Source organism: Streptomyces sp. CS113 (genome assembly GCF_002188365.1).
GTDB lineage: Bacteria > Actinomycetota > Actinomycetes > Streptomycetales > Streptomycetaceae > Streptomyces > Streptomyces tendae.
Genome location: NZ_KZ195574.1, coordinates 5,589,051 through 5,614,100 on the forward strand (window position 1 = coordinate 5,589,051; position 25,050 = coordinate 5,614,100).

At 74.4% G+C, this 25,050-nt stretch carries 19 protein-coding genes; 10 read left to right on the forward strand and 9 right to left on the reverse strand.

Annotation, left to right across the window (positions count from 1 at the left end):
• Positions 1-757: 757 nt before the first annotated feature.
• Complete coding sequence (gene mmsA, locus B9W62_RS25015) at positions 758-2,260, forward strand: CoA-acylating methylmalonate-semialdehyde dehydrogenase (RefSeq protein ID WP_087812086.1); 1,503 nt, start codon at positions 758-760, stop codon at positions 2,258-2,260.
• 58 nt (positions 2,261-2,318) lie between these two features.
• Here the strand turns inward: mmsA and B9W62_RS25020 are convergent, their stop codons facing one another.
• Complete coding sequence (locus B9W62_RS25020) at positions 2,319-3,176, reverse strand: SCO4651 family lipoprotein (RefSeq protein ID WP_087809255.1); 858 nt, start codon at positions 3,174-3,176, stop codon at positions 2,319-2,321.
• Positions 3,177-3,520: 344 nt separating this feature from the next.
• Between B9W62_RS25020 and B9W62_RS25025 the strand changes: the two genes are divergently transcribed.
• The 5 genes from B9W62_RS25025 (at position 3,521) to B9W62_RS25045 (ending at position 12,441) form a co-directional block, all read left to right on the forward strand.
• Complete coding sequence (locus B9W62_RS25025) at positions 3,521-4,954, forward strand: APC family permease (RefSeq protein ID WP_087809256.1); 1,434 nt, start codon at positions 3,521-3,523, stop codon at positions 4,952-4,954.
• Between the two features lie 158 nt (positions 4,955-5,112).
• Positions 5,113-7,764, forward strand: coding sequence for a CocE/NonD family hydrolase (locus B9W62_RS25030; RefSeq protein WP_179235656.1), 2,652 nt, complete (start codon positions 5,113-5,115; stop codon positions 7,762-7,764).
• Complete coding sequence (locus B9W62_RS25035) at positions 7,761-8,660, forward strand: ABC transporter permease (RefSeq protein ID WP_087809258.1); 900 nt, start codon at positions 7,761-7,763, stop codon at positions 8,658-8,660. Before B9W62_RS25030 ends, B9W62_RS25035 begins: the two co-directional genes overlap by 4 nt.
• A gap of 147 nt (positions 8,661-8,807) precedes the next feature.
• Positions 8,808-10,394 (forward strand): vWA domain-containing protein, encoded by a 1,587-nt coding sequence (locus B9W62_RS25040; protein WP_087809259.1) that lies wholly within the window; start codon positions 8,808-8,810, stop codon positions 10,392-10,394.
• Between the two features lie 118 nt (positions 10,395-10,512).
• Positions 10,513-12,441, forward strand: coding sequence for an AMP-dependent synthetase/ligase (locus B9W62_RS25045; protein ID WP_087809260.1), 1,929 nt, complete (start codon positions 10,513-10,515; stop codon positions 12,439-12,441).
• Positions 12,442-12,528: 87 nt separating this feature from the next.
• On the opposite strand, the gene rdlB is transcribed toward B9W62_RS25045, so the two are convergent.
• Positions 12,529-12,921: a rodlin RdlB gene (rdlB, locus tag B9W62_RS25050; protein ID WP_164271876.1), complete on the reverse strand. Its 393-nt coding sequence runs from the start codon at positions 12,919-12,921 to the stop codon at positions 12,529-12,531.
• 262 nt (positions 12,922-13,183) lie between these two features.
• On the opposite strand from rdlB, the gene rdlA reads away from it, so the two are divergent.
• The 3 genes from rdlA to chpA all read left to right on the forward strand — a co-directional run bounded on the left by rdlA (position 13,184) and on the right by chpA (position 15,028).
• Complete coding sequence (gene rdlA, locus B9W62_RS25055; protein WP_087809262.1) at positions 13,184-13,579, forward strand: rodlin RdlA; 396 nt, start codon at positions 13,184-13,186, stop codon at positions 13,577-13,579.
• Positions 13,580-13,866: 287 nt separating this feature from the next.
• Positions 13,867-14,094: a chaplin ChpD gene (gene chpD / locus B9W62_RS25060; protein WP_019325477.1), complete on the forward strand. Its 228-nt coding sequence runs from the start codon at positions 13,867-13,869 to the stop codon at positions 14,092-14,094.
• Positions 14,095-14,245: 151 nt separating this feature from the next.
• Positions 14,246-15,028 carry an LAXTG-anchored chaplin ChpA gene (gene chpA, locus B9W62_RS25065; protein ID WP_256976572.1) on the forward strand — a complete coding sequence of 261 codons (783 nt, stop codon included), beginning with the start codon at positions 14,246-14,248 and terminating at the stop codon, positions 15,026-15,028.
• Positions 15,029-15,101: 73 nt separating this feature from the next.
• On the opposite strand, the gene B9W62_RS25070 is transcribed toward chpA, so the two are convergent.
• A complete protein-coding gene (locus B9W62_RS25070) occupies positions 15,102-16,430 on the reverse strand; it encodes a carboxylate--amine ligase (protein WP_087809264.1) in 1,329 nt (442 codons plus the stop codon).
• Positions 16,431-16,585: 155 nt separating this feature from the next.
• Here B9W62_RS25070 and B9W62_RS25075 point away from each other — a divergent pair, with 155 nt between their 5' ends.
• The gene (locus B9W62_RS25075) at positions 16,586-17,854 is read left to right on the forward strand and encodes a glycoside hydrolase family 26 protein (protein ID WP_087809265.1); all 1,269 of its coding nucleotides are present in this window, start codon (positions 16,586-16,588) and stop codon (positions 17,852-17,854) included.
• Positions 17,855-17,918: 64 nt separating this feature from the next.
• Here B9W62_RS25075 and B9W62_RS25080 read toward each other — a convergent pair whose 3' ends face one another.
• The 6 genes from B9W62_RS25080 to B9W62_RS25110 form a co-directional block, all read right to left on the reverse strand.
• Positions 17,919-19,010 (reverse strand): GNAT family N-acetyltransferase, encoded by a 1,092-nt coding sequence (locus B9W62_RS25080; RefSeq protein ID WP_179236104.1) that lies wholly within the window; start codon positions 19,008-19,010, stop codon positions 17,919-17,921.
• A 71-nt stretch (positions 19,011-19,081) separates the two neighbouring features.
• Positions 19,082-19,801: a YveK family protein gene (locus B9W62_RS25085; RefSeq protein WP_087809267.1), complete on the reverse strand. Its 720-nt coding sequence runs from the start codon at positions 19,799-19,801 to the stop codon at positions 19,082-19,084.
• A complete protein-coding gene (locus B9W62_RS25090; protein ID WP_087812087.1) occupies positions 19,798-20,976 on the reverse strand; it encodes a glycosyltransferase family 4 protein in 1,179 nt (392 codons plus the stop codon). The genes B9W62_RS25085 and B9W62_RS25090 overlap by 4 nt, the downstream gene beginning before the upstream one ends.
• A gap of 10 nt (positions 20,977-20,986) precedes the next feature.
• Entirely contained in the window at positions 20,987-21,676 is a 690-nt protein-coding gene (locus B9W62_RS25095) for a polysaccharide deacetylase family protein (RefSeq protein ID WP_087809268.1), read from the reverse strand.
• A gap of 31 nt (positions 21,677-21,707) precedes the next feature.
• Positions 21,708-23,735 carry a murein biosynthesis integral membrane protein MurJ gene (gene murJ / locus B9W62_RS25100; protein ID WP_218781990.1) on the reverse strand — a complete coding sequence of 676 codons (2,028 nt, stop codon included), beginning with the start codon at positions 23,733-23,735 and terminating at the stop codon, positions 21,708-21,710.
• Positions 23,732-25,048, reverse strand: coding sequence for an O-antigen ligase family protein (locus B9W62_RS25110; protein WP_087809269.1), 1,317 nt, complete (start codon positions 25,046-25,048; stop codon positions 23,732-23,734). Before B9W62_RS25110 ends, murJ begins: the two co-directional genes overlap by 4 nt.
• Positions 25,049-25,050: the final 2 nt, after the last annotated feature.

Here is a 25,050-nt window from a genome sequence, read left to right on the forward strand (position 1 = left end):
GGCGGCGGCCGGGGACGGCCGCCGGGGGGAGCCGGGCGCTCCGCTGGCGATCACCAAGCCTGTTCCGGGTGAACGACGCCGGGCGCGGGGCGGTCAGGGGCCGTTCCCGGGTGTGACGGAAGCCCCGTGCGCCCGTGACATGTGTGACCCGGAGGGCGCTTTTGTGACACGAGTGCCACACAGGCGTACGCCGTCGTTCAGGCGCGGCGCGTTGACTGTGGCGGTCGGTCGTGCTCCGCCGTACGTCCCCTCGTGCGCCCGCCGGGGGGTCCCCGGGCCGCCACCCGGATCACGTCGTCCGAATGTCCGGACAAAACATTGACAGGCCGCACGCACAGGGCTAGAAACCGGGGAGACGCAAGGGCGGGCAAGAAGGGAACGCGATGGCGCACGACCCGAGAGCACTCGGCCCGGTCGCCGGTTCCCCCACCGAACGCCTCCGGCGCGGGAAGGCGGCCTCGCCCTGGCAGGAGCGAGGCACGAGCGCCAACTCCCCGCTCGCACCGGCTCCGCGCCGGAGGTCCCCGCGTCGCGCCCCGGCGCGCACCGCCCACACTGCCCCACGTGTCTACGCGGACACCCGAACCGCAGACACAGTGTCGGGCCCGCCCGCGGCCGCGGGCTGCTGGGATGGAGTCATGGCCGCGACCGCGACCCGACCGTCGCCGGTCCCGGCCCGTGAGCTGCACGAGCAGCGCGAGCTGCACCAACGGCACGTCTGGACCCGTCGCCGCCATCTGTGAAGGAGTTCTCGGTCATGACGAACATCGTCAACCACTGGATCGGCGGCAAGACCGCCGAAGGCGCCTCGGGCACGTACGGGCCGGTGACGAACCCGGCGACCGGCGAGGTCACCACCAAGGTCGCCTTCGCCTCCGTCGACGAGGTGGACGCCGCGGTCGCCGCCGCCAAGGAGGCGTACCTGACCTGGGGTCAGTCGTCCCTGGCGCAGCGGACCTCGATCCTCTTCAAGTTCCGGGCGCTGCTGGACGCGCACCGCGACGAGATCGCCGAGCTGATCACCGCCGAGCACGGCAAGGTGCACTCCGACGCGCTCGGCGAGGTCGCGCGCGGCCTGGAGATCGTCGACCTGGCCTGCGGGATCACCGTCCAGCTCAAGGGCGAGCTGTCGACGCAGGTCGCCACGCGCGTCGACGTGTCCTCGATCCGGCAGCCGCTCGGCGTGGTCGCGGGCATCACGCCGTTCAACTTCCCGGCGATGGTGCCGCTGTGGATGTTCCCGATCGCCATCGCCTGCGGCAACACCTTCGTGCTCAAGCCGAGCGAGAAGGACCCGTCGGCCGCCGTGAAGGTCGCCGAGCTGCTCTCCGAGGCCGGTCTGCCGGACGGCGTCTTCAACGTCGTGCACGGCGACAAGGTGGCCGTGGACCGCCTTCTGGAGCACCCGGACGTCAAGGCGGTCTCCTTCGTCGGCTCCACCCCGATCGCCCGCTACATCCACACCACCGCCTCCGCCAACGGCAAGCGCGTCCAGGCGCTCGGCGGCGCCAAGAACCACATGCTGGTGCTGCCCGACGCCGACCTCGACGCCGCCGCCGACGCGGCCGTGAGCGCGGCCTACGGCTCGGCCGGCGAGCGCTGCATGGCGATCTCCGCGGTCGTCGCGGTCGGCGCCGTCGGCGACGAACTGGTCGAGAAGATCCGCGAGCGCGCCGAGAAGATCAAGATCGGCCCCGGCACCGACCCGTCCTCCGAAATGGGCCCGCTGATCACCAAGGCGCACCGCGACAAGGTCGCCTCCTACGTCGCGGGCGCGGCGGCCGAGGGCTGCGAGGTCGTCCTGGACGGCACCGGCTACACCGTCGACGGCCACGAGGACGGCCACTGGATCGGCATCTCCCTGCTCGACCGGGTGCCGACCAGCGCGAAGGCGTACCAGGACGAGATCTTCGGCCCGGTCCTGTGCGTGCTGCGCGCCGAGACGTACGAGGAGGGCGTGGCCCTCATCAACGCCTCGCCGTTCGGCAACGGCACCGCGATCTTCACCCGGGACGGCGGCGCGGCCCGCCGCTTCCAGCTGGAGATCGAGGCCGGCATGGTCGGCGTCAACGTGCCGATCCCGGTCCCGGTGGGCTACCACTCCTTCGGCGGCTGGAAGGACTCGCTCTTCGGCGACCACCACATCTACGGCAACGACGGCACGCACTTCTACACCCGCGGCAAGGTCGTCACCACCCGCTGGCCGGACCCGTCCGACGCCCCGGCGGGCGTGGACCTGGGCTTCCCGCGCAACCACTGACGCCGCGTGGACGCCCCCGGCCCGCCGAACGGCGCGGCGGACCGGGGGCGTCGGCGGGCTACTGGCCGATCGCCGCGTCCCGCTGCTTCCTGACCTGCTCGGTGAGGTCGCCGGTCTGGGCGGCGGGCGGAGCCGTGATCTTCTCGGTGGCGCCGAACTTCACGAAGTCCATGTTCACGGTCATCCCGGCGCCGGTCTGCGAGATCCGCACCGGCAGGTCCTTGCCGTCGACCCAGATGTCGCAGGTCAGCTTTCCGCCGCCGGCCTCCAGGGCGGCGAGGGCCGCCTTCTTCTCGGCCTCGGTGAGCTTGGACTTCTCGATGTGCTCCGCGCCGACGCTGCCCCGGTAGTGCGTGGCCTTCTTGCCGAGGACGGTCTCCTCACCGAGGTCCTCCACCTCCGTGGAGGCCGTCAGGTAGCGCAGCGTCGCCGTCGGGTCGGCGTTGGCCGCCATGTTGTCGGCGCCCGCCTCGCCCGCCACGGCGGAGACGTCGACGCGCATCCACTCCTTGCCCGCGATCGGGCCGTTCGGCTGGGGATCGACGTCGTAGTAGTAGGCGCCGTCGACCATCACGACCCGCGTCGTGGGGTCGTCCTGGAGGGCGCTCATCTGCGCGGCGGCGGTGTCCATCTCGACGTCCATGGCCGCGCCGTCCCCCCAGGAGTACGTGCCGTCCATGGAGATCGGCTCGCCGCCGGTCGCGTCCAGCTCGGTCGTCGTCCTGACCTCGGCAGAGCCCAGCTTCTCGGTCCGGTCGGTGGCCCGGGTGAGGGCCGCCATGATCGTGTCCGCCTTGTCCACGGCCTTGTCGGCCGTCTCCGCCGCCGTCCTCGCGCCGTCCGAGCCGCACGCGGTCGCCGCGATCATCGCGGCCGCCGTCAGCCCCACCCAGGCCGCGGTGTACTTCAGCTTCATGAGTCCCCACCCGTTGCTGCGTTCCTGTGATTCAACTGTGCGGCGGACTCTACCGGCCCCCACCGACAGCGTCCGGATACCGGACGGCGGCACGTTTTTTTGCCCCGCCCCCTACGGTTCCCGCATGCCTCAAAGGCCCGTTGCGTCAAGGGGCATGTTGCTGTTTCCGGATGTATGGACGGTGGCGAACAACGGTTTCCGTAGGTAAACACCCATTGACGCGGCGGTTTTCGTCGGGATTCCATCTGGCGTCGGGAGCGAAACAGAACCACGTACGACCCAGCCGCCGGAGGCGATAGCGCTCCCTCGCGACCCACGCCGCACGAGTCGATCGGAACCGCTCCATGACCGACACGCTCCGCCCCGCCGAGACCGCCGCCGCGCCCCCGGACGTTCCGGCACCCGCGGCCGCCCCTGTGGAGTCACGGACGCTCAAGCGCTCCATCGGGGTCGTCGGCGGCACCCTCCTGACGCTCTCGTGCGTGACCCCCGCCTCCACGCTCTTCGTGGTCGTCCCCGACCTCTTCGGCTCGCTCGGCACCGCCACCGCCCTGACCATCGCCATCGGCTCGCTGCTCTGTGTCGCCGTGGCGTTCTGCTACTCGGAGCTGGGCACGCTGGTCCCCAGCGCGGGCGGCGAGTACGCCATGGTGTCGACGATGGCCGGGCGCCTGGCGGGCTGGCTGGTCTTCGTGCTGTCCCTGCTGGTCGTCATGATCGTGCCCCCGGTGATCGCCATGGGCACCGCCGACTACCTCGAACCGGTCCTGCACCTCGACCCCTCGCTGGCGGGCGCCGGCGTCATGCTGCTCGCCACCCTCGCCGGGCTGCTCGACCTGCGCGCCAACGCCTGGATCACCGGCGTCTTCCTGGTCCTGGAGGTCATCGCCGCGGCCGTCGTCGCGGTGCTGGGCTTCACCCACGCCGAGCGCGGGCCCGGCAGCCTGGTGTCGATGGAGGTGGGCGGCACGGGCGGCGGTGCGGACCCCGTGACGGCCATGCTGGTCGTCTCCGGGCTCGCCATCGCCCTCTTCATCACGCAGGGCTTCTCCACCGCCGTCTACCTCTCCGAGGAGTTGGAGAACCCGCGCCGCAACGTCGCCCGCACGGTGCTGGCCACCCTCGCCATCTCCACCGTGATCATCCTGGTCCCGGTCGTTGCCATCACCTTCGGCGCCTCCGACCTGGCCGAACTGACCGGCGGCGACATCAGCGCCATGGTCACCGCCTGGTCCAACTCCGCCGTCGGCACCTTCGTGAGCCTGTGCGTGGCGCTCGCCATCGTCAACGCGGGCATCGTCATGGTCATCCAGAACTCGCGCGTGCTGTTCGCCTCCGCCCGCGACAAGGCCTGGCCCGCCCCGGTCAACGGACTCTTCGCCAGGCTCGGCCGGTTCGGCTCCCCGTGGGTCGCCACCCTCGCCGTCGGCGTGCCGGGCGCCGCGCTGTGCTACGTCAACCTCGACACCCTGTACGGCGTCACCGGCGTCTCCGTGACCGCGATGTACCTGCTGGTCGCGGTCGCCGCCCTGCTGTCCCGGCGCGGCGCGCACCGGCACGCGCACGCGTGGCGCATGCCCCTGTGGCCGGCGGTGCCGGTCCTGCTGATCGCGGTCCTCGCCTACGTCCTGACCCAGCAGGAGGCGAGCCACCTGCTGCTGACCGGCTCCATCGCCGCCGTCGCCACCCTGTACTGGGCGCTGTACCTGCGCCCGCGCCGCGACACCCGCTGGCTGGTGACGGTCCCGCAGGACGTCCGCGAGCCCGCCGGACCGTGACCGCCCGCGGGGCGCGACCGCCTGCGGGGGCCCCGCAGGACCCCGGCCGGCCTACCGCGCCCGTGGTACGCGCGGGCGGCCCCGTACTTCCGTGGGAGGGCCGCCGGTTCAGCCCCGGGGCGGCCTCCGCCGTCGGTGGCGGCCCGTACCGTTGACCCATGGATCTTCGACTGCCCCGCGTGCGAGGGCTGCTACGGGGGCCGCGGCGGATGCTCTCCGCCGCGGCCGCCGTCGTCGTGCTCGCCGGCGCCGGGACGTGGACGGCCGTCGCCGGTGACGACCCGGCCCCGGTGCGGCGCGCCGACCGGGTCATGGCGGTGGGCGACGGCGTGCGCCTGGACACCTCGTACTTCACGGCGGGCTCCGGCGGCCGCCGCCCGGCCGTCCTGCTGGCGCACGGCTTCGGCGGCAGCAAGGACGACGTACGGGAGCAGGCCGAGGACCTGGCGCGGGACGGGTACGCGGTCCTGACCTGGTCGGCCCGCGGCTTCGGGAAGTCCACGGGGAAGATCGGGCTGAACGCGCCGGACGGCGAGGTCGCCGACGTGTCCCGGCTGATCGACTGGCTCGCGGACCAGCCCCAGGTCGCGCTGGACGGGGACGGCGACCCGCGCGTGGGCGTCGCGGGCGGCTCCTACGGCGGCGCGGTCGCCCTGCTCGCCGCCGGGCACGACACCCGGGTGGACGCCGTCGCCCCGGCCATCACCTATTGGAACCTGGCGGACGCACTCTTCCCGAACGGCGTCTTCAAGAAGCTGTGGGCCGGCATCTTCGTCAACTCCGGCGGCGGCTGCGACCGGTTCGAGGCGGACCTGTGCCGCATGTACCAGCGGGTCGCCGAGTCCGGCACGCCCGACGCCGAGGCCGTGAAGCTCCTCGAAGCGCGCAGCCCGCAGGCGGTGGCCGAGCGGATCACGGTGCCGACGCTGCTGACGCAGGGCCAGACCGACTCCCTCTTCCCGCTCGGCCAGGCCGACGCCGCGGCGAAGGCGATCCGGGCGAACGGCGCCCCGGTGGACGTCGACTGGATCGCGGGCGGGCACGACGGCGGCGACCTGGAGAACGACCGCGTCGAGGCCCGCGTCGACGCCTGGTTCGACCGCTACCTCAAGGACGACCAGGGCGCCGGCACCGGCCCGGCCTTCCGCGTCACCCGCACCGGAGGCGTCGACTCCACCGACGGACAGGCCCAGTTGCGCGGCGCGAGCGCCGACCGGTACCCGGGTCTGGCGAACGGACAGCGCTCCGTGCCCCTGCGCGGCCGCGAGCAGCGCGTCGACAACCCGGCCGGGGCCAACCCGCCCGCCGTCTCCGCCCTCCCCGGCATCGGCGGCGCCGGCGGGCTCTCCCAGCTCTCCTCGCTCGGCGTCGGCATCTCCCTGGACTTCCCCGGCCAGTACGCCGCGTTCGAGTCCGCCCCGGTCGGCGACGACCTGCGGATCACCGGATCGCCGACGGCCACCGTGCACGTCCGCTCCACCAGCGAGGACGCCGTCCTGTTCGCCAAGGTGTACGACGTCGGACCCGGCGGCACCTCACCCGTGCTCCCCTCCCAGCTGGTCACGCCCGTCCGCGTCGAGGACGCCAAGGCCGGCAAGGACGTGACGGTCACCCTCCCGGCGGTCGACCACGAGGTGCAGAAGGGCCACCGCCTGCGCCTGGTCCTCGCCTCCACCGACCTCGGGTACGCCTCCCCGGCCGCCCCGGCGACGTACGCCGTCTCCCTCGAGGGCGACCTGTCGGTGCCGACCGCCCCCGGCGTGACGACCGCCGCCGCGCCGCTGCCCGCCTGGGTGTGGTGGCTGCCCCTGGCCGGTGCCGCCGTCGCCCTGGCCCTGCTGTGGACCGGCCGCCGCCGCACCACCGCGCCCGCACCCGACCCGGCCCTCGCCGACGTGCCCCTGGAGATCACCGGCCTGAGCAAGCGCTACGCCGGGTCCACCGAGCGGTACGCGGTGCGGGAGCTGTCGTTCCGCGTGGCGAAGGGGCAGGTGCTCGGCCTGCTCGGACCCAACGGCGCGGGCAAGACCACCACCCTGCGGATGCTGATGGGCCTGATCAAGCCGGACGACGGCGAGATCCGGGTCTTCGGCCACGCCATCCGGCCCGGCGCCCCGGTGCTGTCCCGGGTCGGCGCCTTCGTCGAGGGCGCGGGCTTCCTGCCGCACCTGTCGGGGCGGGAGAACCTGGAGCTGTACTGGCGGGCGACCGGCCGCCCGCCCGAGGACGCCCACCTGGACGAGGCCCTTCAGATCGCCGGTCTCGGCGACGCGCTCGCCCGCGCGGTGCGCACCTACTCCCAGGGCATGCGCCAGCGGCTCGCCATCGCCCAGGCCATGCTCGGCCTGCCCGACCTGCTCATCCTCGACGAGCCGACCAACGGCCTGGACCCGCCGCAGATCCGCGAGATGCGCGAGGTGATGATCCGCTACGCGGCGGCCGGGCGCACCGTGATCGTCTCCAGCCACCTGCTGGCCGAGGTCGAGCAGTCCTGCACCCACCTCGTGGTCATGGACCGGGGCCGGCTGGTCCAGGCGGGCCCGGTCGCCGAGATCATCGGCTCCGGCGACACCCTCCTGGTCGGCACCGGCCTGCCCGTGGACGAACCGCTCGTGGACAAGGTCGCCGCCCTGCCCGGCGTCGCCTCGGTCGTGCACACCGACGACGGGCTCCTGGTCCGCCTCGACCCCGGCGGCACCGCGCCCGGCCTGGTCGCCGAACTGGTGCGGCTGGAGATCCCGGTGGCGTCGGTCGGCCCGCACCGCCGCCTGGAGGACGCCTTCCTCACCCTGATCGGAGGTTCCGCATGAGCACGCCCACCAAGCCGGCCACGACCGGACCCGCGCCCGGACCGGCGTCGGCGTCCGACTCCGCGTCCGGCTACCGGGCGGGCCGGACGCTGCCCCTGCGGGTGGAGCTGGTGCGCCAGCTCAAGCGGCGCCGCACCCTGGTCATGGGCGCGATCCTCGCCGTGCTGCCGTTCGTCCTCGTCGTCGCCTTCGCGATCGGCGGCGAGCCGGAGGGCCCCGGCGACCGCATCACCCTGATGGACACCGCGACCGCCTCCGGCGCCAACTTCGCCGCCGTCAACCTGTTCGTCTCGGCGGGCTTCCTGCTGGTCGTCCCGGTCGCCCTGTTCTGCGGGGACACCGTGGCCTCCGAGGCGAGCTGGTCCTCCCTGCGCTACCTGCTCGCCGCGCCGGTGCCGCGCGCCCGGCTGCTCGCGTCCAAGCTGGCCGTCGGGCTCGGGCTGAGCCTGGCCGCGATGGTGCTGCTGCCCCTGGTGGCGCTGGCCGTGGGCACGGTCGCCTACGGCTGGGGGCCGCTGGCCATCCCCACCGGCGGCTCGCTCGCCCCGGGCACGGCCGCGCAGCGCCTGGTGGTGGTCGTGGCGTACATCTTCGTGTCCCAACTGGTCACCGCCGCGCTCGCGTTCTGGCTGTCGACCCGGACCGACGCACCGCTGGGCGCGGTCGGCGGCGCCGTCGGCCTCACCATCGTCGGCAACGTCCTGGACGCCGTGACGGCGCTCGGCCACTGGCGCGACTTCCTGCCCGCGCACTGGCAGTTCGCCTGGGCCGACGCCGTCCAGCCGAACCCTGAGTGGTCGGGCATGATCCAGGGCACGGCGGTCTCGGTCACGTACGCGCTGGTGCTGTTCGCCCTGGCCTTCCGGGGCTTCGCCCGCAAGGACATCGTGTCGTAGGCCAAGGGAGGATCACCTACCGGTCTCGGCGTCCCGCCCCCGTTCCCGCTTCGAGACACAGCCGTAACACCCCGTGCCGCACGTTTCGCCCCGCCGCCCCGTCACAGTCACGTACACCGGCGCCGAACAAGCACAGGGGGACGGACGATGAACCGGTACGGGATCCACGGGGAGCGGGGGCGACGCGGCAGCACCGCACTGCTCGCGCTGACCCTGGCGGGCGGGCTGCTGCTCACCGGCTGCGGCGGAGGGGACGACGCGTCGCACGGGGCGAAGGACACCGCGACCGACTCCCGGGGCGGCTCGGCCCCGGTGCCCGCCCCCGACCGCCCGCGCGGCGAGGGCGAGGGGGGCGAGGGGGCGAAGAACGGCGACTCCCGCGACATCGCGCCCGACCCCGACCACCTGTCCACCTTCGCCCTCGACGTCGACACCGCCTCCTACGGCTACGCCCGCCGCACCCTGTCCGAGGGCCGGCTGCCCGACCCGTCCACGGTCCGCCCGGAGGAGTTCGTCAACAGCTTCCGCCAGGACTACGAACGGCCCGACGGCGACGGCTTCTCGGTGACCGTGGACGGCGCCCGCACCGACGACGAGGACTGGTCGCTGGTCCGCGTGGGCCTGGCCACCCGCTCCGCCGAGCGGCAGGGCGAACGCCCGCCGGCCGCCCTGACCTTCGTCATCGACGTCTCCGGCTCCATGGCCGAACCCGGTCGCCTCGACCTCGCCCAGGAGGCCCTCGGCACCATGACCGACCGGCTCCGCGACGACGACTCGGTGGCGATCGTCACCTTCAGCGACGAGGCCGAGACCGTGCTGCCCATGACCCGGCTCGGTGACGACCGCGACCGCGTCCACGACGCGATCGACGAGCTGGAGCCCATGGAGTCCACCAACCTCGGCGCGGGCGTGGAGACCGGCTACGAGACCGCCGTCGAGGGCCGCCGCGAGGGCGCCACCAACCGCGTCGTCCTCGTCTCCGACGCCCTCGCCAACACCGGCGACACCGACGCGGACAGCATCCTCGAACGCGTCGCCACCGAGCGGCGCGAGCACGGCATCACCCTCTTCGGCGTCGGCGTCGGCAGCGACTACGGCGACGCCCTGATGGAACGCCTCGCCGACGAGGGCGACGGCCACACCACGTACGTCTCGAACCCGCGGGACGCCCGCGAGGTCTTCTGCGAGCAGCTTCCGCGCCACATCGAGCTGACCGCGCGCGACGCCAAGGCCCAGGTCGCCTTCGACCCGGAGACCGTCGCCGAGTTCCGCCTCGTCGGCTACGACAACCGCCGGGTCGCCGACGAGGACTTCCGCGACGACCGCGTCGACGGCGGCGAGGTCGGCCCCGGCCACACGGTCACCGCCCTGTACGCCGTCCGCACCAGGTCCGGCGCCGACGGCCACCTCGCCACGGCCACCGTCCGCTGGCTCGACCCCGACAGCCGGGACCCGCACGAGGAGTCCGGCGACGTGGAGACCGACGCCCTCGACGACTCCGTCTGGGACGCGGACCGCGGGCTGCGGGTGACGGCGACCGCGGCCTACTTCGCCGACGCGCTCCGGACCCCGGACGGCGGCTACGACCACGGCGACGACTACGGCGCCTCCCTGCCCGGGGCGCCCGGTCTCTCCGAACTGTCCGAGCGCGCCGACGGCCTGGCGGACCGCACGGAGGACGAGGACCTGCGCGACCTGGCCGAGGCGATCGAGGAGGCGAACCGGCTGGCCTGACCCGACGGGGCGGGCCCGCCCATTGACGTTTCCTTACGCGTGAGTAAGTTTACTCCGAAGTAAGTTCGCAGGAGTGCACGCGACAGCGCATCAGTCCGATCCGCGACCGGGAGCCGTCATGGGCGTACGCAGGGACCTGAAACGGGCGAGAAGGCGCGGTGACCTGGCGTCCCGCACGAGGACCGAGACCGTCGCGGACGCGCACGGCACCGTCCGCGAGGCCCGCACCGCCGCCCTCGCGCCCCGCCCCGCCGAGGGCAGCACCGCCGACATCCCGTTCACCAACGCGGCCGAGGCCCCCGACGCGGTGGTCCTGCGCCGCCAGGTGGACGGGGCCTGGCGGCCCGTCACCGCCGCCGAGTTCGCCCGCGAGGTCACCGCCGTGGCCAAGGGGCTGATCGCGGCCGGTCTGGAACCCGGCGGGCGGGTCGCCGTCATGTCCCGCACCCGCTACGAGTGGACCGTCCTGGACTTCGCGATCTGGACGGCCGGCGGCCAGACCGTCCCCGTGTACGCCACCTCCTCGGCCGACCAGGTCGAGTGGATCGTCCGCGACTCCGGCGCCCGGTACGCCGTCACCGAGACCGCCGCGAACACCGCCACCGTCCTGACCGGCACGGCCGAGCACCCCCGGCGCCCGCAGGTCTGGGAACTGGACGCCGGCGCCCTCGACGACCTCACCGCCCTCGGCCGGGGCGTGGGCGACGACGAGGTCACCAAGCGCCGCACCGCCCTCACCCCGGACACGGTCGCCACCGTCTGCTACACCTCCGGCACCACCGGCCGCCCCAAGGGCTGCGTCCTCACCCACGCCAACCTGCACGCGGAGGCCGCCAACACGGTCGAGCTGCTGCACCCCATCTTCAAGGAGGTCACCGGCCAGACCGCCTCGACCCTCCTCTTCCTGCCGCTCGCCCACATCCTGGGCCGCACCATCCAGATCTCCTGCCTGCTGGCCCGCATCGAGATCGGCCACTTCCCGAGCATCCGGCCCGACGAACTCCGCCCGGCGCTCAAATCGTTCCGCCCGACCTTCCTGGTCGGCGTCCCGTACCTGTTCGAGAAGATCCACGACACCGGCCGGGCCACCGCCGAGAAGATCGGCCGCGGCGCCTCCTTCGAACGCGCCCACCGCCTCGCCGTCCGCTTCGGCGCCGCGCACCTGGAACGCTTCCTCGGCCGGGGCAAGGGCCCCACCCTCGGCCTGTGGGCCGGCTGGGCCCTGTACGACCTGCTGGTCTACCGGCGGGTGCGCAAGGAACTGGGCGGCCGGATGCGCTACGCCATCAGCGGCGGCTCCCCGCTGGAGAGCGACCTCAACCTGTTCTTCTACGCCGCCGGAATCATGATCTACGAGGGCTACGGCCTGACCGAGACCACCGCCGCCGCCACCATCGTCCCGCCGCTCGGCCCCCGCCCCGGCACCGTCGGCCCGCCGGTCCCCGGCACCGCCGTGCGCCTCGCGGACGACGGCGAGGTACTGGTCAAGGGCGGCATCGTCTTCGGCTCCTACCGGGGCAACCCCGAGGCCACCGCCGCGGCCCTCACCGACGGCTGGTTCGCCACCGGCGACCTCGGCTCCCTCGACGCCGACGGCTACCTCACCATCACCGGCCGCAAGAAGGACCTCCTGGTCACCTCCGGCGGCAAGAACGTCTCCCCGGCCGTCCTGGAGGACCGGCTGCGCAGCCGCCCGCCCGTCGCCCAGTGCCTGGTCGTCGGCGACAACCGCCCCTTCGTCGCCGCGCTGATCACCCTGGACCCGGAGGCCGTCGCCCACTGGCTGGCGGTACGGAAGCTGCCCGCCGGCACGCCGATCTCCGAGCTGGTGCGCGACGACAGGATGCGCGCCGACGTCCAGAAGGCCGTGGACCACGCCAACGCGGCCGTCTCCCGGGCCGAGTCGATCCGGGCCTTCCGGCTGGTCGAGGGCGAGTTCACCGAGGAGAACGGGCTGCTGACCCCCTCCCTGAAGGTGAAGCGGCACGCGGCCGTCGCGGCGTACGCGGACGAGATCGAGGCGCTGTACGCGACGCCGGGAAGCTGATCCCCCGCAGGGGCGGAAGGCATGCGAAAGGGGCGGGCCGCCGATGTCCTCGGCGACCCGCCCCGGCGCTCTCGGCGCCCGCTGCCGTCAGCCCTCGCCGTTGGAGGACAGGATCGAGACGTCCTCCAGCAGGTGGGCCAGCGCACCGTCGCGCTTGGCCTGCGTGGAGTTCTCGGCACACTGCTGGTTCATGTCGTCGCCCAGGACGTTGAGGTCCTGGATCGGCACGAGACCGATGACGCTGACCGGGATGTCGCTGACCGCGATGCACGGCTTGTTGAACGAGCCCTGGATGAGTGCCATCTGCGGGCTCATGTTGCCCGTGGTCATCGAGTTGCCGAAGTACTGCGAGGCGCCGTTCCCATTGGCGGAGACGGGCCCGCTGTCGTCGCCGATCGCCATCGCCTGCGGTGCCGCGGCAGCGGAGGCGCCCATGACGGAGGCGGCGATCGCCGCGTAGGCAACTACCTTCTTGATCACTGGCCAGTCCTTTCTGAGGAAACCCCGTCCACCGGAGCTCACTGGTCAACTCCGTGAGTCCGGGCGGGTTTCTCCCGTTCACTCCGTCGGCGGACAACGGGAAATGTGTACGGGTCCGCGTTTCCCCCCGGGATTCCGGCGATTTTCGCGGTCCTTGCGAGATCCCGTGCGGGCCAACCGGGTGAACGCCCGCAACCAATCATCGCGCACCGGGTTGATGAGGCCGTAGGACAGTGCGTCGCTACGACGAAAGGAACGCGAAGTGCTCAAGAAGGCAATGGTCGCCGCGGCGGCTGCCGCTTCTGTGATCGGCATGTCGGCTGCCGCCGCTCCCCAGGCCCTGGCCATCGGGGACGACAACGGGCCGGCCGTGGCCAACGGCAACGGCGCCTCCTCGGCGTTCGGCAACTCGGCCACCGACGGCGACATGAGCCCCCAGCTGTCGCTGGTCGAGGGCACGCTGAACAAGCCGTGCCTCGGTGTCGAGGACGTCAACGTCGCCGTCATCAACCTCGTGCCGATCCAGGACATCAACGTCCTGGCGGACGACCTGAACCAGCAGTGCGCGGACAACTCCACGCAGGCCAAGCGGGACGGCGCCCTGTCGCACGTCCTCGAGGACCTGTCGGTGCTGTCGGCGAACGGCGAGGGCCGCTGAACCCAGCCCCGCCCGGTACGGGCGGCCCGCTGACTTCCGCGCGGGCCGCCCGGCCGTGAACGGGACGGGATTTCGCCGGGGAGCGGATCGACTTCGTCGCTCTCCTGGGGGAACGGCCGGACCGGATCGTGAGGCATCCGAGTGAATTTCGGGGTGTCCCACGTTCGGTAGTTTCTCCGGCCGTCAATTCCTCGTTTGCAGGCTGCAGGTCATGGTGCGAGCCGTCAATGCTGTGCTCGCGCGGTTTCGGCCGTCATTCAGGCATGACCGCAGAGAAGGGAAAGTTCATGAAGAAGAGCGCTGCTGTCGTCGCGGGCGCGATCATGGCCCTCGGCATGGCCGCCCCGGCCTTCGCCGACGCCGGCGCCGAGGGTGCCGCCGTAGGCTCCCCGGGCGTCCTGTCCGGCAATGTCGTCCAGGTTCCCGTGCACGTTCCCGTCAACGTGTGCGGCAACAGCATCAACGTCGTTGGTCTGCTGAACCCGGCGTTCGGCAACGAGTGCGAGAACGACTGACGTCGTTCCGCACCGACCGGCTGCGTCACGGCCGGCCTTGGCCAACTCGTTTGGTTCGGGGCCGGCTTTTCCCCTTTCTGCAGCCCGTCCCCCCGGAGTTTCCTCCGGCCATCTCTCATCTCTCATCTCTCCAAGCAGGAAGACAACCAGAGTGCGACAGACCCTGAGCAGGGGGATGGTCGCGGCTGCCGCCGCGACGGGCATCCTTTCCCTGTGCGGCAGCCCCGCCCTAGCCGACTCGCATGCGGACGGGGCCGCCACGAACTCGCCGGGCGCCGTGTCCGGCAACGCCCTCCAGGTCCCCGTCGACGTGCCCGTGAACGCCTGCGGCAACACCGTCGACGTGATCGCCGCCCTGAACCCGGCCTTCGGCAACGAGTGCGAGAACGCCTCGGACGAGAAGACCGACGGCAAGAGCGACGGCGGCGGGTACGGCGAGGACACCTCGGCCTCGTCCTCCACCTCGACCTCGTCGTCCGGCGGGTCCCACGCGGACGGCGCGACCGGGGGCTCGCCCGGCGCCGTGTCCGGCAACAACACGCAGATCCCGGTCGACGTGCCGGTCAACCTCTGCGGCAACACCGTCGACGTCATCGCCGCGCTGAACCCGGTCTTCGGGAACGAGTGCGAGAACGACGCCGAGGAGCCCCCCGGCTACGGCGAGGAGGAGCCGCCGCCCCCCACCACCCCGCCCGGCTACGGCGAGGAGGAGCCCCCGCCGCCCACCCACGAGGAGCCGCCGCCCTCCGGCGAGGAGGAGCCCCCGCCGCCGCCCCAGGAGGAGCACACCCCGCCGGCTCCCCAGACGGAGCAGCCGCCCGTCCTGGCCGAGACCGGCAGCGAGGGCACGCTGGGCGCCGCGGCCGCCGGTGCCGTGCTGATCGCGGGCGGAGCGATCCTCTACCGCAGGGGCCGGGCCCTCTCGGGCCGCTGAGCCCACCCCCGCTCGTCCCGTCGCCCCCGGCGGCCCTCCCCACGGGCCGCCGGGGGCGACGCGTCGTCCGGCCTCAGGGGCGGCCGGCCCGGTCCTCGTCCGGGCGGTCACAGACGCCGGTGCGGTCCGCGGCGGGGGCGGACGCCTGGCGCACGACGCGGGCGCGAGCCGGGGCCACGGAGTCGGGCCGGGCGTCGCGGACCCGCAGCGCGCGCTCCCGCAGCCGGGCGGCCACATGGCGGCCCCACAGCGCCCACAGCGCCCGGCCCGGCGCCCGGTCGTCCCGGGCGTGCCAGGCCGGCTCGCACCCCCCGCGTTCCCCGCGTTCCCCGCGTTCCCAGTGTGCCGCGCGCAGGGCGCTCAGCGGCGCGTAGTTCTCCACCACGAACACCCGCCCCGGCCGCGGTGCCCCCTGCGGCAGTGGGCGGTGGGTCAGGTCCAGGTGCAGGGCCCGTACGACGTCCAGTCCCGCGGTGTCGGCGAACAGCCGGAACTGGGCACCGGGCCGCGGGTTGAAGTCCAGCAGGTGGTAGCGGCCCGTCGTGCCGCAGCGACGGAAGTCGAGGTCGAAGACGCCCCGGTAGCCCAGCTCCGCGGTGACCCGCTCGGCGAGCGCCTGCACCCGCGGGTTCGGCGTCCAGCGGCCCACCGCCGTCAGACCGGCGCCGCGCGGCCTGGCCCGTGTCTTGCGGCCGCAACCGCCCGCCCGGACCGTGCCCGAGCGGTCGGCGTAGCCGTGGCAGAACCAGTCCCGGTCGGCGCCCGGCGGCAGGTACGCCTGGAGCAGCAGCCGGCTGCCCGCCTCCTCGGCCCGCAGGTAGAGCTCCCCGGCCTCCCGCGCCGAACGCACCAGCACCGTGCTGCGCAGCCCGCCGCCCGGGGGCACCAGCCAGGGCCGGCTCCACTTCGCCACCACCGGCAGGCCGAGCCGCCACGCCGCCCGCGCCGCCTCCGCCGGGCCGTCGGGGACCAGGGTCTCGGGGTGCGGGACGTCCAGGGACGCGCACACGGCGGCCAGTTCCGCCTTGTCGGCCACGCGTGCGGGCAGCTCTCCCGGCTGGTCGGGCAGCAGGAACGAGGGCGCCAGTTCGGTCCGCGCCCGGGCCACCGCCACGGCGCACGCGTCGTCCATCGCGATCAGCACGGCGGGCCGCGCGATCCGCGCGGCGACACGGCCCAGGGCCGCCGCGATGTCCTGCGGCGACGCGCCGGGCGGCGGGGGAGTGTGCAGCGCGGTCACGTAACGGGAGGCGCGGACGGGGCTGTGCGCGCAGTCGGCGACCACGTGCACGTCCACTCCCGCACGGCCGAGCGAACGCACGGCGCCCAGCGTGCCGTGGTGAAAGGGATTCCGGTCGGTCCGCAGCAGAACGGCGGGGACACGGGTGTCGAACAGCGACACGGGAGACTTCCTTCGTCTTCGGACCGGTTCTCGGACCGGTTCACCGGTGCGGGCGATCGCCGCACTCGAAAGCCGTAACGGCGGTGGCGTGATGGCGACTCATATGACTGGGTGTCAGTAAGTAAGCGAAATTCACGGCGAGGAAAGGAGCCGGTATGCCCGTACGGCAGTCACGGAACCGGTCCAGGCGGCCGGCAGGCGTCGCGGCGGCGGTCGCGGCGGCGGCCCTGGTGGCCGCGGCGGGCTCCACGGCCGCCGCCGAACCGACCCCGCCGGTACCCGCACCCGCGGCCCCCGCGGCCGGAGCACCGGCGGCCGGCGCTCCCGCTCCCGCGGCCGGAGCACCGGCGGCCGGAGTCCCGGCGAAGACACCCGCCTTCGGCGCCTACCTCGACTACGGCCCCCGCGGCGTGGCCCGGATGGCCGCACTGAGCCACTGGCTGGGCGGCGCCGAACTCCGCGTCGGCCACACCTACCTGCCCGGCGACCGCTGGAGCAACATCGAGGGCGCCCCCGGCTTCCTCGACGTGTGGGCCGACTGGCGCACCCGCAAGGCCGACCGGATGCTCGTCCTCAACGTGCCCATGATGGAGCGCAACGAGGAGCACGTCGACGACGACGAGGTGCGCGACCTGCTGCGCCAGGGCGCCGCCGGCCGCTTCGACCACCACTTCCGCGCCCTCGCCGAACGCCTGGTCGCCCTCAAGGTCCCGGACACGGTCCTGGTGCTGGGCTGGGAGATGAACGGCACCACCTACACCCACCGCTGCGGGCCGGACCCCGAGGCCTGGAAGACGTACTGGAACCGGATCGTCACCACCATGCGCGCGGTGCCCGGCCAGAAGTTCCGGTTCGACTTCGCGCCGAGCCGCGGCCGGGACGCCGTGCCCTGGACGCGGTGCTATCCCGGCGACGCCACCGTCGACATCGTCGGCATGGACTCCTACGACCAGCCGCGCGGCATGTCGTTCGACGAACAGGTGAAGGAGCCGTACGGGCTCCAGGCGCACGTGGACTTCGCGAAGGCGCACAACAAGCCCGTCTCCTACCCGGAATGGGGGCTGTTCCGCAACGGCGACAACGCCGCCTACATGCGGCGCATGCTCGCCTGGATGGACGAGCACAAGCCGGTGTACAACACGGTCACCGACTACTGCCCGCACGGCGTGTGGCAGTGCGACGACAACCCCCGGTCCACGGCCGTCTACCGGTCCGTGCTCTTCGGCCGCACCGACGAGCCCGAGCCGACGGTCCCTACGCCCCAGGAGACCACCCCGCCCACCGCACCGCCCGTGCCCCCGGCGCCGTCCACCGCGCCCGAGCCCCCGGCCGGCTGCTCGCCGCTGGAGCTGGGCGACTGGGTCGAGTACTGGCTCGGCGGGAAGCTGTGCATGCGCCTCGACTGGTACGCGCGCGACAAGTAGCGGCGCACCGAGGGCGCCACGAGTGCCACGGGTGCCACGGGCGCCACGGTGGCGGCGGGCCCGGTCAGCCGCCGCCACCGTCGTGCTCCTTCCGCTCCGCCCGTCGCCGCAGCAGCTCCTTGCCCCGCCGTCGTGCGGCGGCGTCGGCCAGGACCGCCGCCAGCAGCGGGGCGGTGCGGCGGCGGGCCAGCAGCAGCCGCTGGTTCGGCACCCGCTCCGGGCGCCAGTGGTGCTTGTACGGTTCGTCGCCCCGCAGCAGGCTCAGCGTGGAGCGCCCCGGGGCACGGGCGTACTCGGCGCACGCGTCCAGCAGCATCACCGCCACGTCCGCCCTCCGCTCCCGCAGCCGGGGATGCGCGCCGTACAGATAGCCTCCGGCCATCCGGTGGGACAGCAGCGTGACGTCCACGGCCACCACCTCGTCGGCCATCCGGAACTCGGTGACCACCGCGTCCCCGGTCCGCACCATCGGTGCCACCGCCCGCACCAGGTGCTCGCGGAAGCGGGGCCGCAGGTGCTCGCCGGTCACCTTCCGGCCCCGCCACTGCAACCGGTGCAGGTCGAGGAGGCGCCGCACCGCCGCGTCCGCCTCGTCGGGCAGGACGGGCCTGCTCTTGACGCCGAGCGCGTCCAGGCGGCGCAGTTGGGCCCGCACCCGCTGCCTGGCCTTGGCCGAGGGCAGCCGGGCGACCAGGCCGTCCATCGGAAGTGCGGGCAGTTCCAGGCAGAGCGAGTCCGCGAGCCGGTACCGGGGCCCGCGCCAGCGGGCGTAGAGCCGTTCGGCGGCGGCGCCCGGCCGTACCTCGCGCAGGTCGACCAGTGCGGTGCGGGCCAGCGCGGCGAGGCCCGCGGTGAGCGCGGCCTCCGCGTCCGGGCCCCGCTCGTCGTCCAGCAGGACGTCCCCGTAGTCCGAGATCGCCCCGCCCAGCGGCACCAGCGCCGGGACCGGGCTCCGTACGCACATCAGCGGCGCGGCGGCGACCAGTTCGCGGCCCTCGCGGGCCAGCACCAGCCGCAGCCGGCCGGCCGAGCCGTACGAGCGCCACCAGGAGAGCAGCCAGGCGTGGCTCTGGAACGGGGTCGCGGCGGCGCACCGGCCGTACAGCCGCCGCCACTGCGGGGCCAGCGCGGCGAAGGCGTCCTCGTCGGTGACCAGTTCGACGGTGTGGCCGGGCGGGAGAGTGCCCGGGTGCGGCGGTCCCGGGTACGCCGGGTACGCCGGGTACGTCACAGCTGTCCGCGGACGTCGGCCGCCGACGCCGGTCCCGGTACGGCCGCCGCCGCACGTCCTGGCTCCCGTGCGGTGCGGCGCGGCCGGACCAGCAGGGCGAGGCCGCCGAGGAGTCCGCCCGCGCTCGCGCCCACCAGGCCCGTCACCGGGGCGGACGCCGAGGACGCCTCGGTGGGCTCGGTGGCGCGGGCGAACTGCCGCAGCTCCACGTGGGTGTCGTCGGCGGCGGCCGCCGCGTGCCGGGTCAGCGCGCGGGCGACGGCGTTGGCCATGTCGGCGGCCTCCTCCGGGTCGGCGGAAGTGGCCGTCACCGAGACCATCGGCGCGTCCGGCGAGGTCGCGGTGCGCACGCTCCGCTCCAGCGTCGCCACCGGCACGTGGGCCCACATCTGCGCGTCCCCGAGCACCGCGAGCTGGGTGGCGACCCGGCCGTAGGCCTGCGCGAAGCCCAGCGCGGCCGCCGGGTCGGAGGCGTCCGCGGGGACGGCGACGACGTAACTCGTCGCCGTGTACTGCGGGGTGGCGACCAGGCCGTACCCGGCGCCGAGCAGCCCGCCGGCCAGGACACCGGCCGCGAGCGGGGACCAGGGCGGCAGGGAGCGCAGGCGGCGCGGGAGGTGGCGCAGGGCGGCCCGGACGCGGTCCCGCCGCGCGGGGGGCGGGGGCTCGTCGTCCGTCGCGGGCGCGGCCGGGGACTGGGTGAGGGGCTCGGTCATGCGGAACTGACTCCCTGGGATGCCGGGGACGGGGGCGAGGACGGGGGCAGCGGTCGGGTGAGGGCGGTCGCGTACACGTCCATCAGCCGGGCCGCGCTGCGGGTGACGCAGTAGTGCCGGGCCGCTTGTGGGGCGGTGCGCGTGCCGGGGACCGGGTCGTGGGACGCGCGGGTACCGGCGAGGGCGCGCGCGAACTCCTCCGCGCCGCCGACGACGCGCCGTGCCGTGGGCGCGGACCCGGAGGGCAGGTCCTCGATCGCCGGGCAGGAGGCGTACAGCACCGGCAGCCCCGACGCGAGCCCCTCCACGGCGGCCAGGCCGAAGGCCTCCTCCGGCGACGGCGACGCGAGGACGTCCATCGCGGCGGCCAGCGCGGGCAGGTCCGGGCCGGGGGAGCCGTCGGGGAGGTAGGGCCGTTCGCCGGTGAGCAGGACGCGGTCGGCGACCCCCGCCTCGCGGGCGGTGCGGCGCAGCAGGTGCTCCTGGGGGCCGCCGCCGACCAGCAGCAGCCAGCAGTCGGGCGGCAGCAGGGCGAGGGCCCGGACCAGGACGTCGAAGCGTTTGGCCGCCGTCAGCCGCCCGATGCCGCCCACGACGTACGCGCCCTCGGGCAGGCCGAGGCGGCGCCGGGTGCGCAGCCGCTGGACCGGGTCGAAGCGGAAGCGGGTCAGGTCGATGCCGTTGGGCACCACCTCGATGCGGGGTGCGGGCACGCCCCAGCGCCGCAGCCGGTCGGCGACGGTGGGGGAGACGGCGACCGTGGCGCTGCCCAGGCGCTCCCCGGCCAGGTACAGGGCGCGGACGCCCGGCGTGAGCGGGCGGCCCTCCATCTGGGAGTCGCCGAGGGAGTGTTCGGTGGCGACGACCGCGCGCACCCCGGCTAGGCGGGCGGCGAGGCGGCCGTAGAGGCAGGCGCGGTAGAGGTGGGTGTGCACGAGGTCGTAGCCGCCGGTGCGGATGAGGCGGGCCAGGCGGGGCAGCGCTGCCAGGTCGCGGTTGCCGGTCATGCCGAGGTGGACGACGTTCACGCCGTCGGCCAGCAGCCCCTCGGCGACCGGGCCCGGGTTGGTGAGCGTCACGACGTCGCAGTCCACGGGCAGGTGACGCAGGATCAGCCGCAGCTGCTGCTCGGCGCCGCCGACGCCGAGACCGGTGATGATGTGCAGGGCCTTCACGTCGGACACCTCACACTCCCGCGGCGGCCCGGCGGCGCAGGCGGTGCAGCCGTGTCTTCAGGAGCAGCCGTACGGGGGTGTCCCGCTGCCCCACGTGCACGCGCGGCACGGCGTACGGGCCGGTCAGCGGGCCGGGGTCGATGGAGCAGGCGTAGGTGTAACCGGCGGCGCGCACGGCGCCGGCGGCGCGGGCGTCGACCGTGCCGTACGGATAGCAGAAGCCGGAGACCGGCGTGCCGGTCAACTCGGCCAGCAGCGCCCGGCTTTCGGTGGTCTCGGCGGCCAGGGTGGGGTCGTCCGCCGTGGTCAGGTCGACGTGGGTGAGGCCGTGCGAGCCGATCTCGACGCCCTCGGCGGCGGCGCGGCGGATGCCGTCGGCGGTCAGCAGCGGCTTGCGCGGGCCCAGCGGGTCCCAGGCGTTGTCGCCGCCGAGCCGTCCCGGCAGTACGAAGAGGGTCGCCCCGCAGCCCCAGCGGCGCAGGCACGGCAGCGCGTGCTCGACGAAGTCGGCGTACCCGTCGTCGAAGGTCAGCCCCACCAGGTCCCGGCCGCCGCCCCGGGCGCGCTCGGCCAGCAGCTCGGCGACCGGCACGCCGCGCAGCCCGCGCCGCCGCAGCCAGCCCAGCTGCGCGTCCAGCCGGTCGGGCGTGACCGTGATGCGGTACGGGTCGTCCGAGCAGTCGCCGACCGAGTGGTACATGGCGATCCAGGGGACGGTGCCGGGGCGGGCGTCAACGGTCGTCGTGGTCGCGGAAGGGGAACCGGAAGCGGAAACGGCCATGAGGGAGCCTTCGTGTGACGGGGTGGAGGAAACGGGCGGGGCGGACCGGCGCCAGGGCGGTACCGAGCCCCCGGACGCCCAGGACCAGGCAGAGGGCGACGAAGACACCGCCGACGGTCGCGGCGCCGACGGCCAGCGGGAGGGCGGCCTGCGCGCCGTCGGCCGAGGCGCCCGACGGGCCCGACGCGCCGGTGACCCGGGCCGCGGCCAGTGCGCCCGCGCCGGTCGCGACGGCCGCCGCGAGGACCGGCCGGCCCAGGTCGCCCAGGACCCGCCGGATCCGCACCGGCACGCTGCGCGGGCCCATCCCGGCGAGCAGCAGGGCGGCGGTGACGGTGATGCCGGCGGCGTTCGCGGCGGCGATGCCGGTCACGCCCCAAGGGCCGACCGCGCGGGCGCCGACCACGGCGGTGGCGACGACCCCGACGGCCATCGCGCCGAACGGGTACCAGGAGGCGCGGCCCGCCGAGAAGTAGGAGCGGGCCAGCGCGCCCACCACGGTCTGGCCGAGCAGCCCGAGGGCGTACACGCGCATGACGCTTGCGGTCGCCGCCGTGTCGGCCGCCGTGAACGCGCCGCGCTGGAAGAGCAGGTGGATGATCTGCGGTGCGCAGGCGACGACGGTGGCCGCGCCGAGGAGCACCAGGCAGGCAGCCAGCGCCACGTCCCGCTCGACCCGGTCGCGGGCCCGCTCCGTGTCGCCGTCGGCCAGCGCGCGGGCCACCACCGGGAAGGTGACCGTGCACAGCATCAACGACAGCGTCATCGGGATCTGGGCGACCTTCTGCGCGTAGTTCAGGTGCGAGATGGCCCCGGAGGGGAGGCCCGAGGCCAGGAACCGCTCGATGAGCACCTGGGACTGGCGGCACAGGGCGAACAGCAGCACGGTGCCGAACAGGGCGAGGGCGAGGGGACGCGCACCGTCCGCGGTGCCCGGCGGCGGGCGGGTGTCCGGAGGGGGGCTCGGCGGGCGCGTGTGGGGAGGGGGGCTTGGCGGGTGCGTGCCGGGTGGGGGGCTCGGCGGGCGCGTGTCGGGTGGGGTGCCTGGTGGGTGCGTGCCGGGCGGGGTGTCTGGCGGGCGCGTGCCGTGCGCGGTGCCCGGCGCATCCGGCCCGCCGTCCCGGTGGCGCAGCCGCCCGAGCAGCGACGGCAGTTGTGCCGCCACCATCAGGACCCCGCCCACCGCGACCCCGACCGCCGCCGAGCGCACCCCCCAGCGCCCGCCGAGCACGAACATCGCCGTGATGATGCCGGTGTTGTACGCCACGTAGATCGCCGCCGGTGCCAGGAACCGGCGGTGCGCCCGCAGCGCCGCGCTGAAGTACCCGGCGAGCCCGAAGCTGACCACGCAGGTGGCGGTGAGCCGCGTGCAGTCCACGGCGAGGGCCTGGTCGGGCAGCCCCGGCGCCAGGGCCCGGACCAGCACCGGCGCGGAAACGGCGACCAGCACACCGGCCGCGGCGAAGGCCAAGGCCAGCCGGGGCAGCGTCGAGGCGACCAGCGCGCGGACCGGGTCGCCGGGGTCGCCCTGCGCGCGGCGGGCCAGGGCCAGGCTGAACATCGGGACCAGCGCGAAGGCCAGCCCGTCCTCGATGAGCAGCGTCGCCGCGAACTCGGGCACCGTCCACGCCACCAGGAAGGCGTCCGTCTCGCTCCCGGCCCCGAACAGCCGGGCCAGCGCCTGGTCCCGGGCCAGCCCGAGCACCGACCCGGCCACCGACAGCACGGCCGTGACCAGCGCGGCACGGGCGAGGAACCTGCCGGAGGACCGGCCCTCCTCGGCGGCGCCCGCGGCGTCCGGGCGCGGTGCGGTGACTCGGGTGCCGGTGCCGGTGCGGGTGCCGATACCGGTGTCGGTGCCGATACCGGTTCTGCCGGTGGAGGGCGTGGAGGGCGTGGAGGCGGCGCGGGCCGGTGGGACGGCGTCGCCGACCGTACCGTCCGCACCGCCCGTCCCCCTCGTCCCGCGCGTCGTCACCGCCCCGCCACCCCCTGCGCGCGGGAGCCGAGCGCCCACCAGGCCGCCAGGCCGAAGCACACCGCCGTCAGCACCGTCGACGGGCCGCCGATGTCGGCGTACGCGAAGTCGGTCAGCTGCCACACCAGCAGCCCGCAGGCGACGAACGCGCAGTCCGGCACCGCCCCCTGCTCCCGGCGGACGGCACGCAGCCTGCGCAGGCCCAGCACGAGCAGCGCGAGCCAGCTCCCGGCGAGGCACAGCAGCCCGGTCAACCCCTGCTCGGCCAGCACCAGCAGGTACATGTTGTGCGGGGACAGCAGCGGCTGCCTGCGGTATCCGGCCCCGGCGCCGTCGGTCTCGCTGCCCGAGGACAGCGCCAACGAGGCGTGGGTGTCACGGTGTTCGGGAAAGCCCTTCAGCCCCACGCCGGTCAGCGGCCGCTCCCGCCACATCCCGGCCGCCGCCGCCCACATCGTGTAGCGGTCGGTCACCGACTGGTCGGGGGCGTCGGTGACCTCCGTAATGCTGGCGACCCGCTCCTGGAGCATCGCCGTACCGATCCCGAAGCCGCCCACCAGCACCACCGCGGCCGCGACCACGGCCGCCCCCACCGCCAGCGCCCTGCGCACCCCCGCGAGCAGCCGCTGCACCGCGCACGTCACTGCCGTCGCGATCCACGCCCCGCGGCTGAACGACAGGGTGAGCGGCAGCAGCAGGACGAGCGCGCACCCGGCGGCGAACAGCCGCTGCCGCACCGGCGTCCGGCCCAGCGCCAGCCCCACCGCGCAGACCAGCCCCAGGGAGACCACGGTCGCCATCCCCATCACGTCCTGCGGCCCGAAGGTGCCCACCGCCCGGATTGGCTCGCCCTGGTAGGAGGCGCCGGTCGCGGTGGCGTACTGGTGCACCCCGACCGCCCCCTGCCACAGCGCCAGCCCCACCATCGACCAGGTGAGCAGCCGTACGTCGCCCCGGTCGCGGACGAGCAGCAGGACGGCGGCCGGGACCAGGACGAAGACCTGGAGGTAGCGGCCGAGACCGGCCGCCGCCGCCCCGGGCGACACGGCGCCCACCGCGGCGACGGCCAGGCCCAGCACGGGCAGCCCGAGCACCACGGCCGCCGTACGGGACAGGGGCCGCCGCCGGTCCCGCACCAGCCGCAGCGCGCAGTACAGCACCACCGGTGCGCAGACCACGTCGGCCGGATGCGCGCCGCCCCCGCCGCCCGGGGCGAGCGGCAGCGCGAGCAGCGCGACGACGGCGACCACGGCCAGCACCGGCGGCAGCCGCCGCAGCTGTACCGTCGGACTGACGGTCGGGGCGTGGGCCACCA

What these genes read in the sequence shown, in the direction of transcription:
- B9W62_RS25035 (WP_087809258.1), top strand. Translation starts at nt 7,761, where the DNA reads ATGAGCACGCCCACCAAGCCGGCCACGACCGGACCCGCGCCCGGACCG.
- B9W62_RS25075 (WP_087809265.1), top strand. Translation starts at nt 16,586, where the DNA reads ATGCCCGTACGGCAGTCACGGAACCGGTCCAGGCGGCCGGCAGGCGTC.
- B9W62_RS25020 (WP_087809255.1), bottom strand. Translation starts at nt 3,176, where the DNA reads ATGAAGCTGAAGTACACCGCGGCCTGGGTGGGGCTGACGGCGGCCGCG.
- B9W62_RS25025 (WP_087809256.1), top strand. Translation starts at nt 3,521, where the DNA reads ATGACCGACACGCTCCGCCCCGCCGAGACCGCCGCCGCGCCCCCGGAC.
- B9W62_RS25030 (WP_179235656.1), top strand. Translation starts at nt 5,113, where the DNA reads ATGGATCTTCGACTGCCCCGCGTGCGAGGGCTGCTACGGGGGCCGCGG.
- chpD (WP_019325477.1), top strand. Translation starts at nt 13,867, where the DNA reads ATGAAGAAGAGCGCTGCTGTCGTCGCGGGCGCGATCATGGCCCTCGGC.
- B9W62_RS25095 (WP_087809268.1), bottom strand. Translation starts at nt 21,676, where the DNA reads ATGTACCACTCGGTCGGCGACTGCTCGGACGACCCGTACCGCATCACG.
- B9W62_RS25085 (WP_087809267.1), bottom strand. Translation starts at nt 19,801, where the DNA reads ATGACCGAGCCCCTCACCCAGTCCCCGGCCGCGCCCGCGACGGACGAC.
- mmsA (WP_087812086.1), top strand. Translation starts at nt 758, where the DNA reads ATGACGAACATCGTCAACCACTGGATCGGCGGCAAGACCGCCGAAGGC.
- B9W62_RS25040 (WP_087809259.1), top strand. Translation starts at nt 8,808, where the DNA reads ATGAACCGGTACGGGATCCACGGGGAGCGGGGGCGACGCGGCAGCACC.
- B9W62_RS25045 (WP_087809260.1), top strand. Translation starts at nt 10,513, where the DNA reads ATGGGCGTACGCAGGGACCTGAAACGGGCGAGAAGGCGCGGTGACCTG.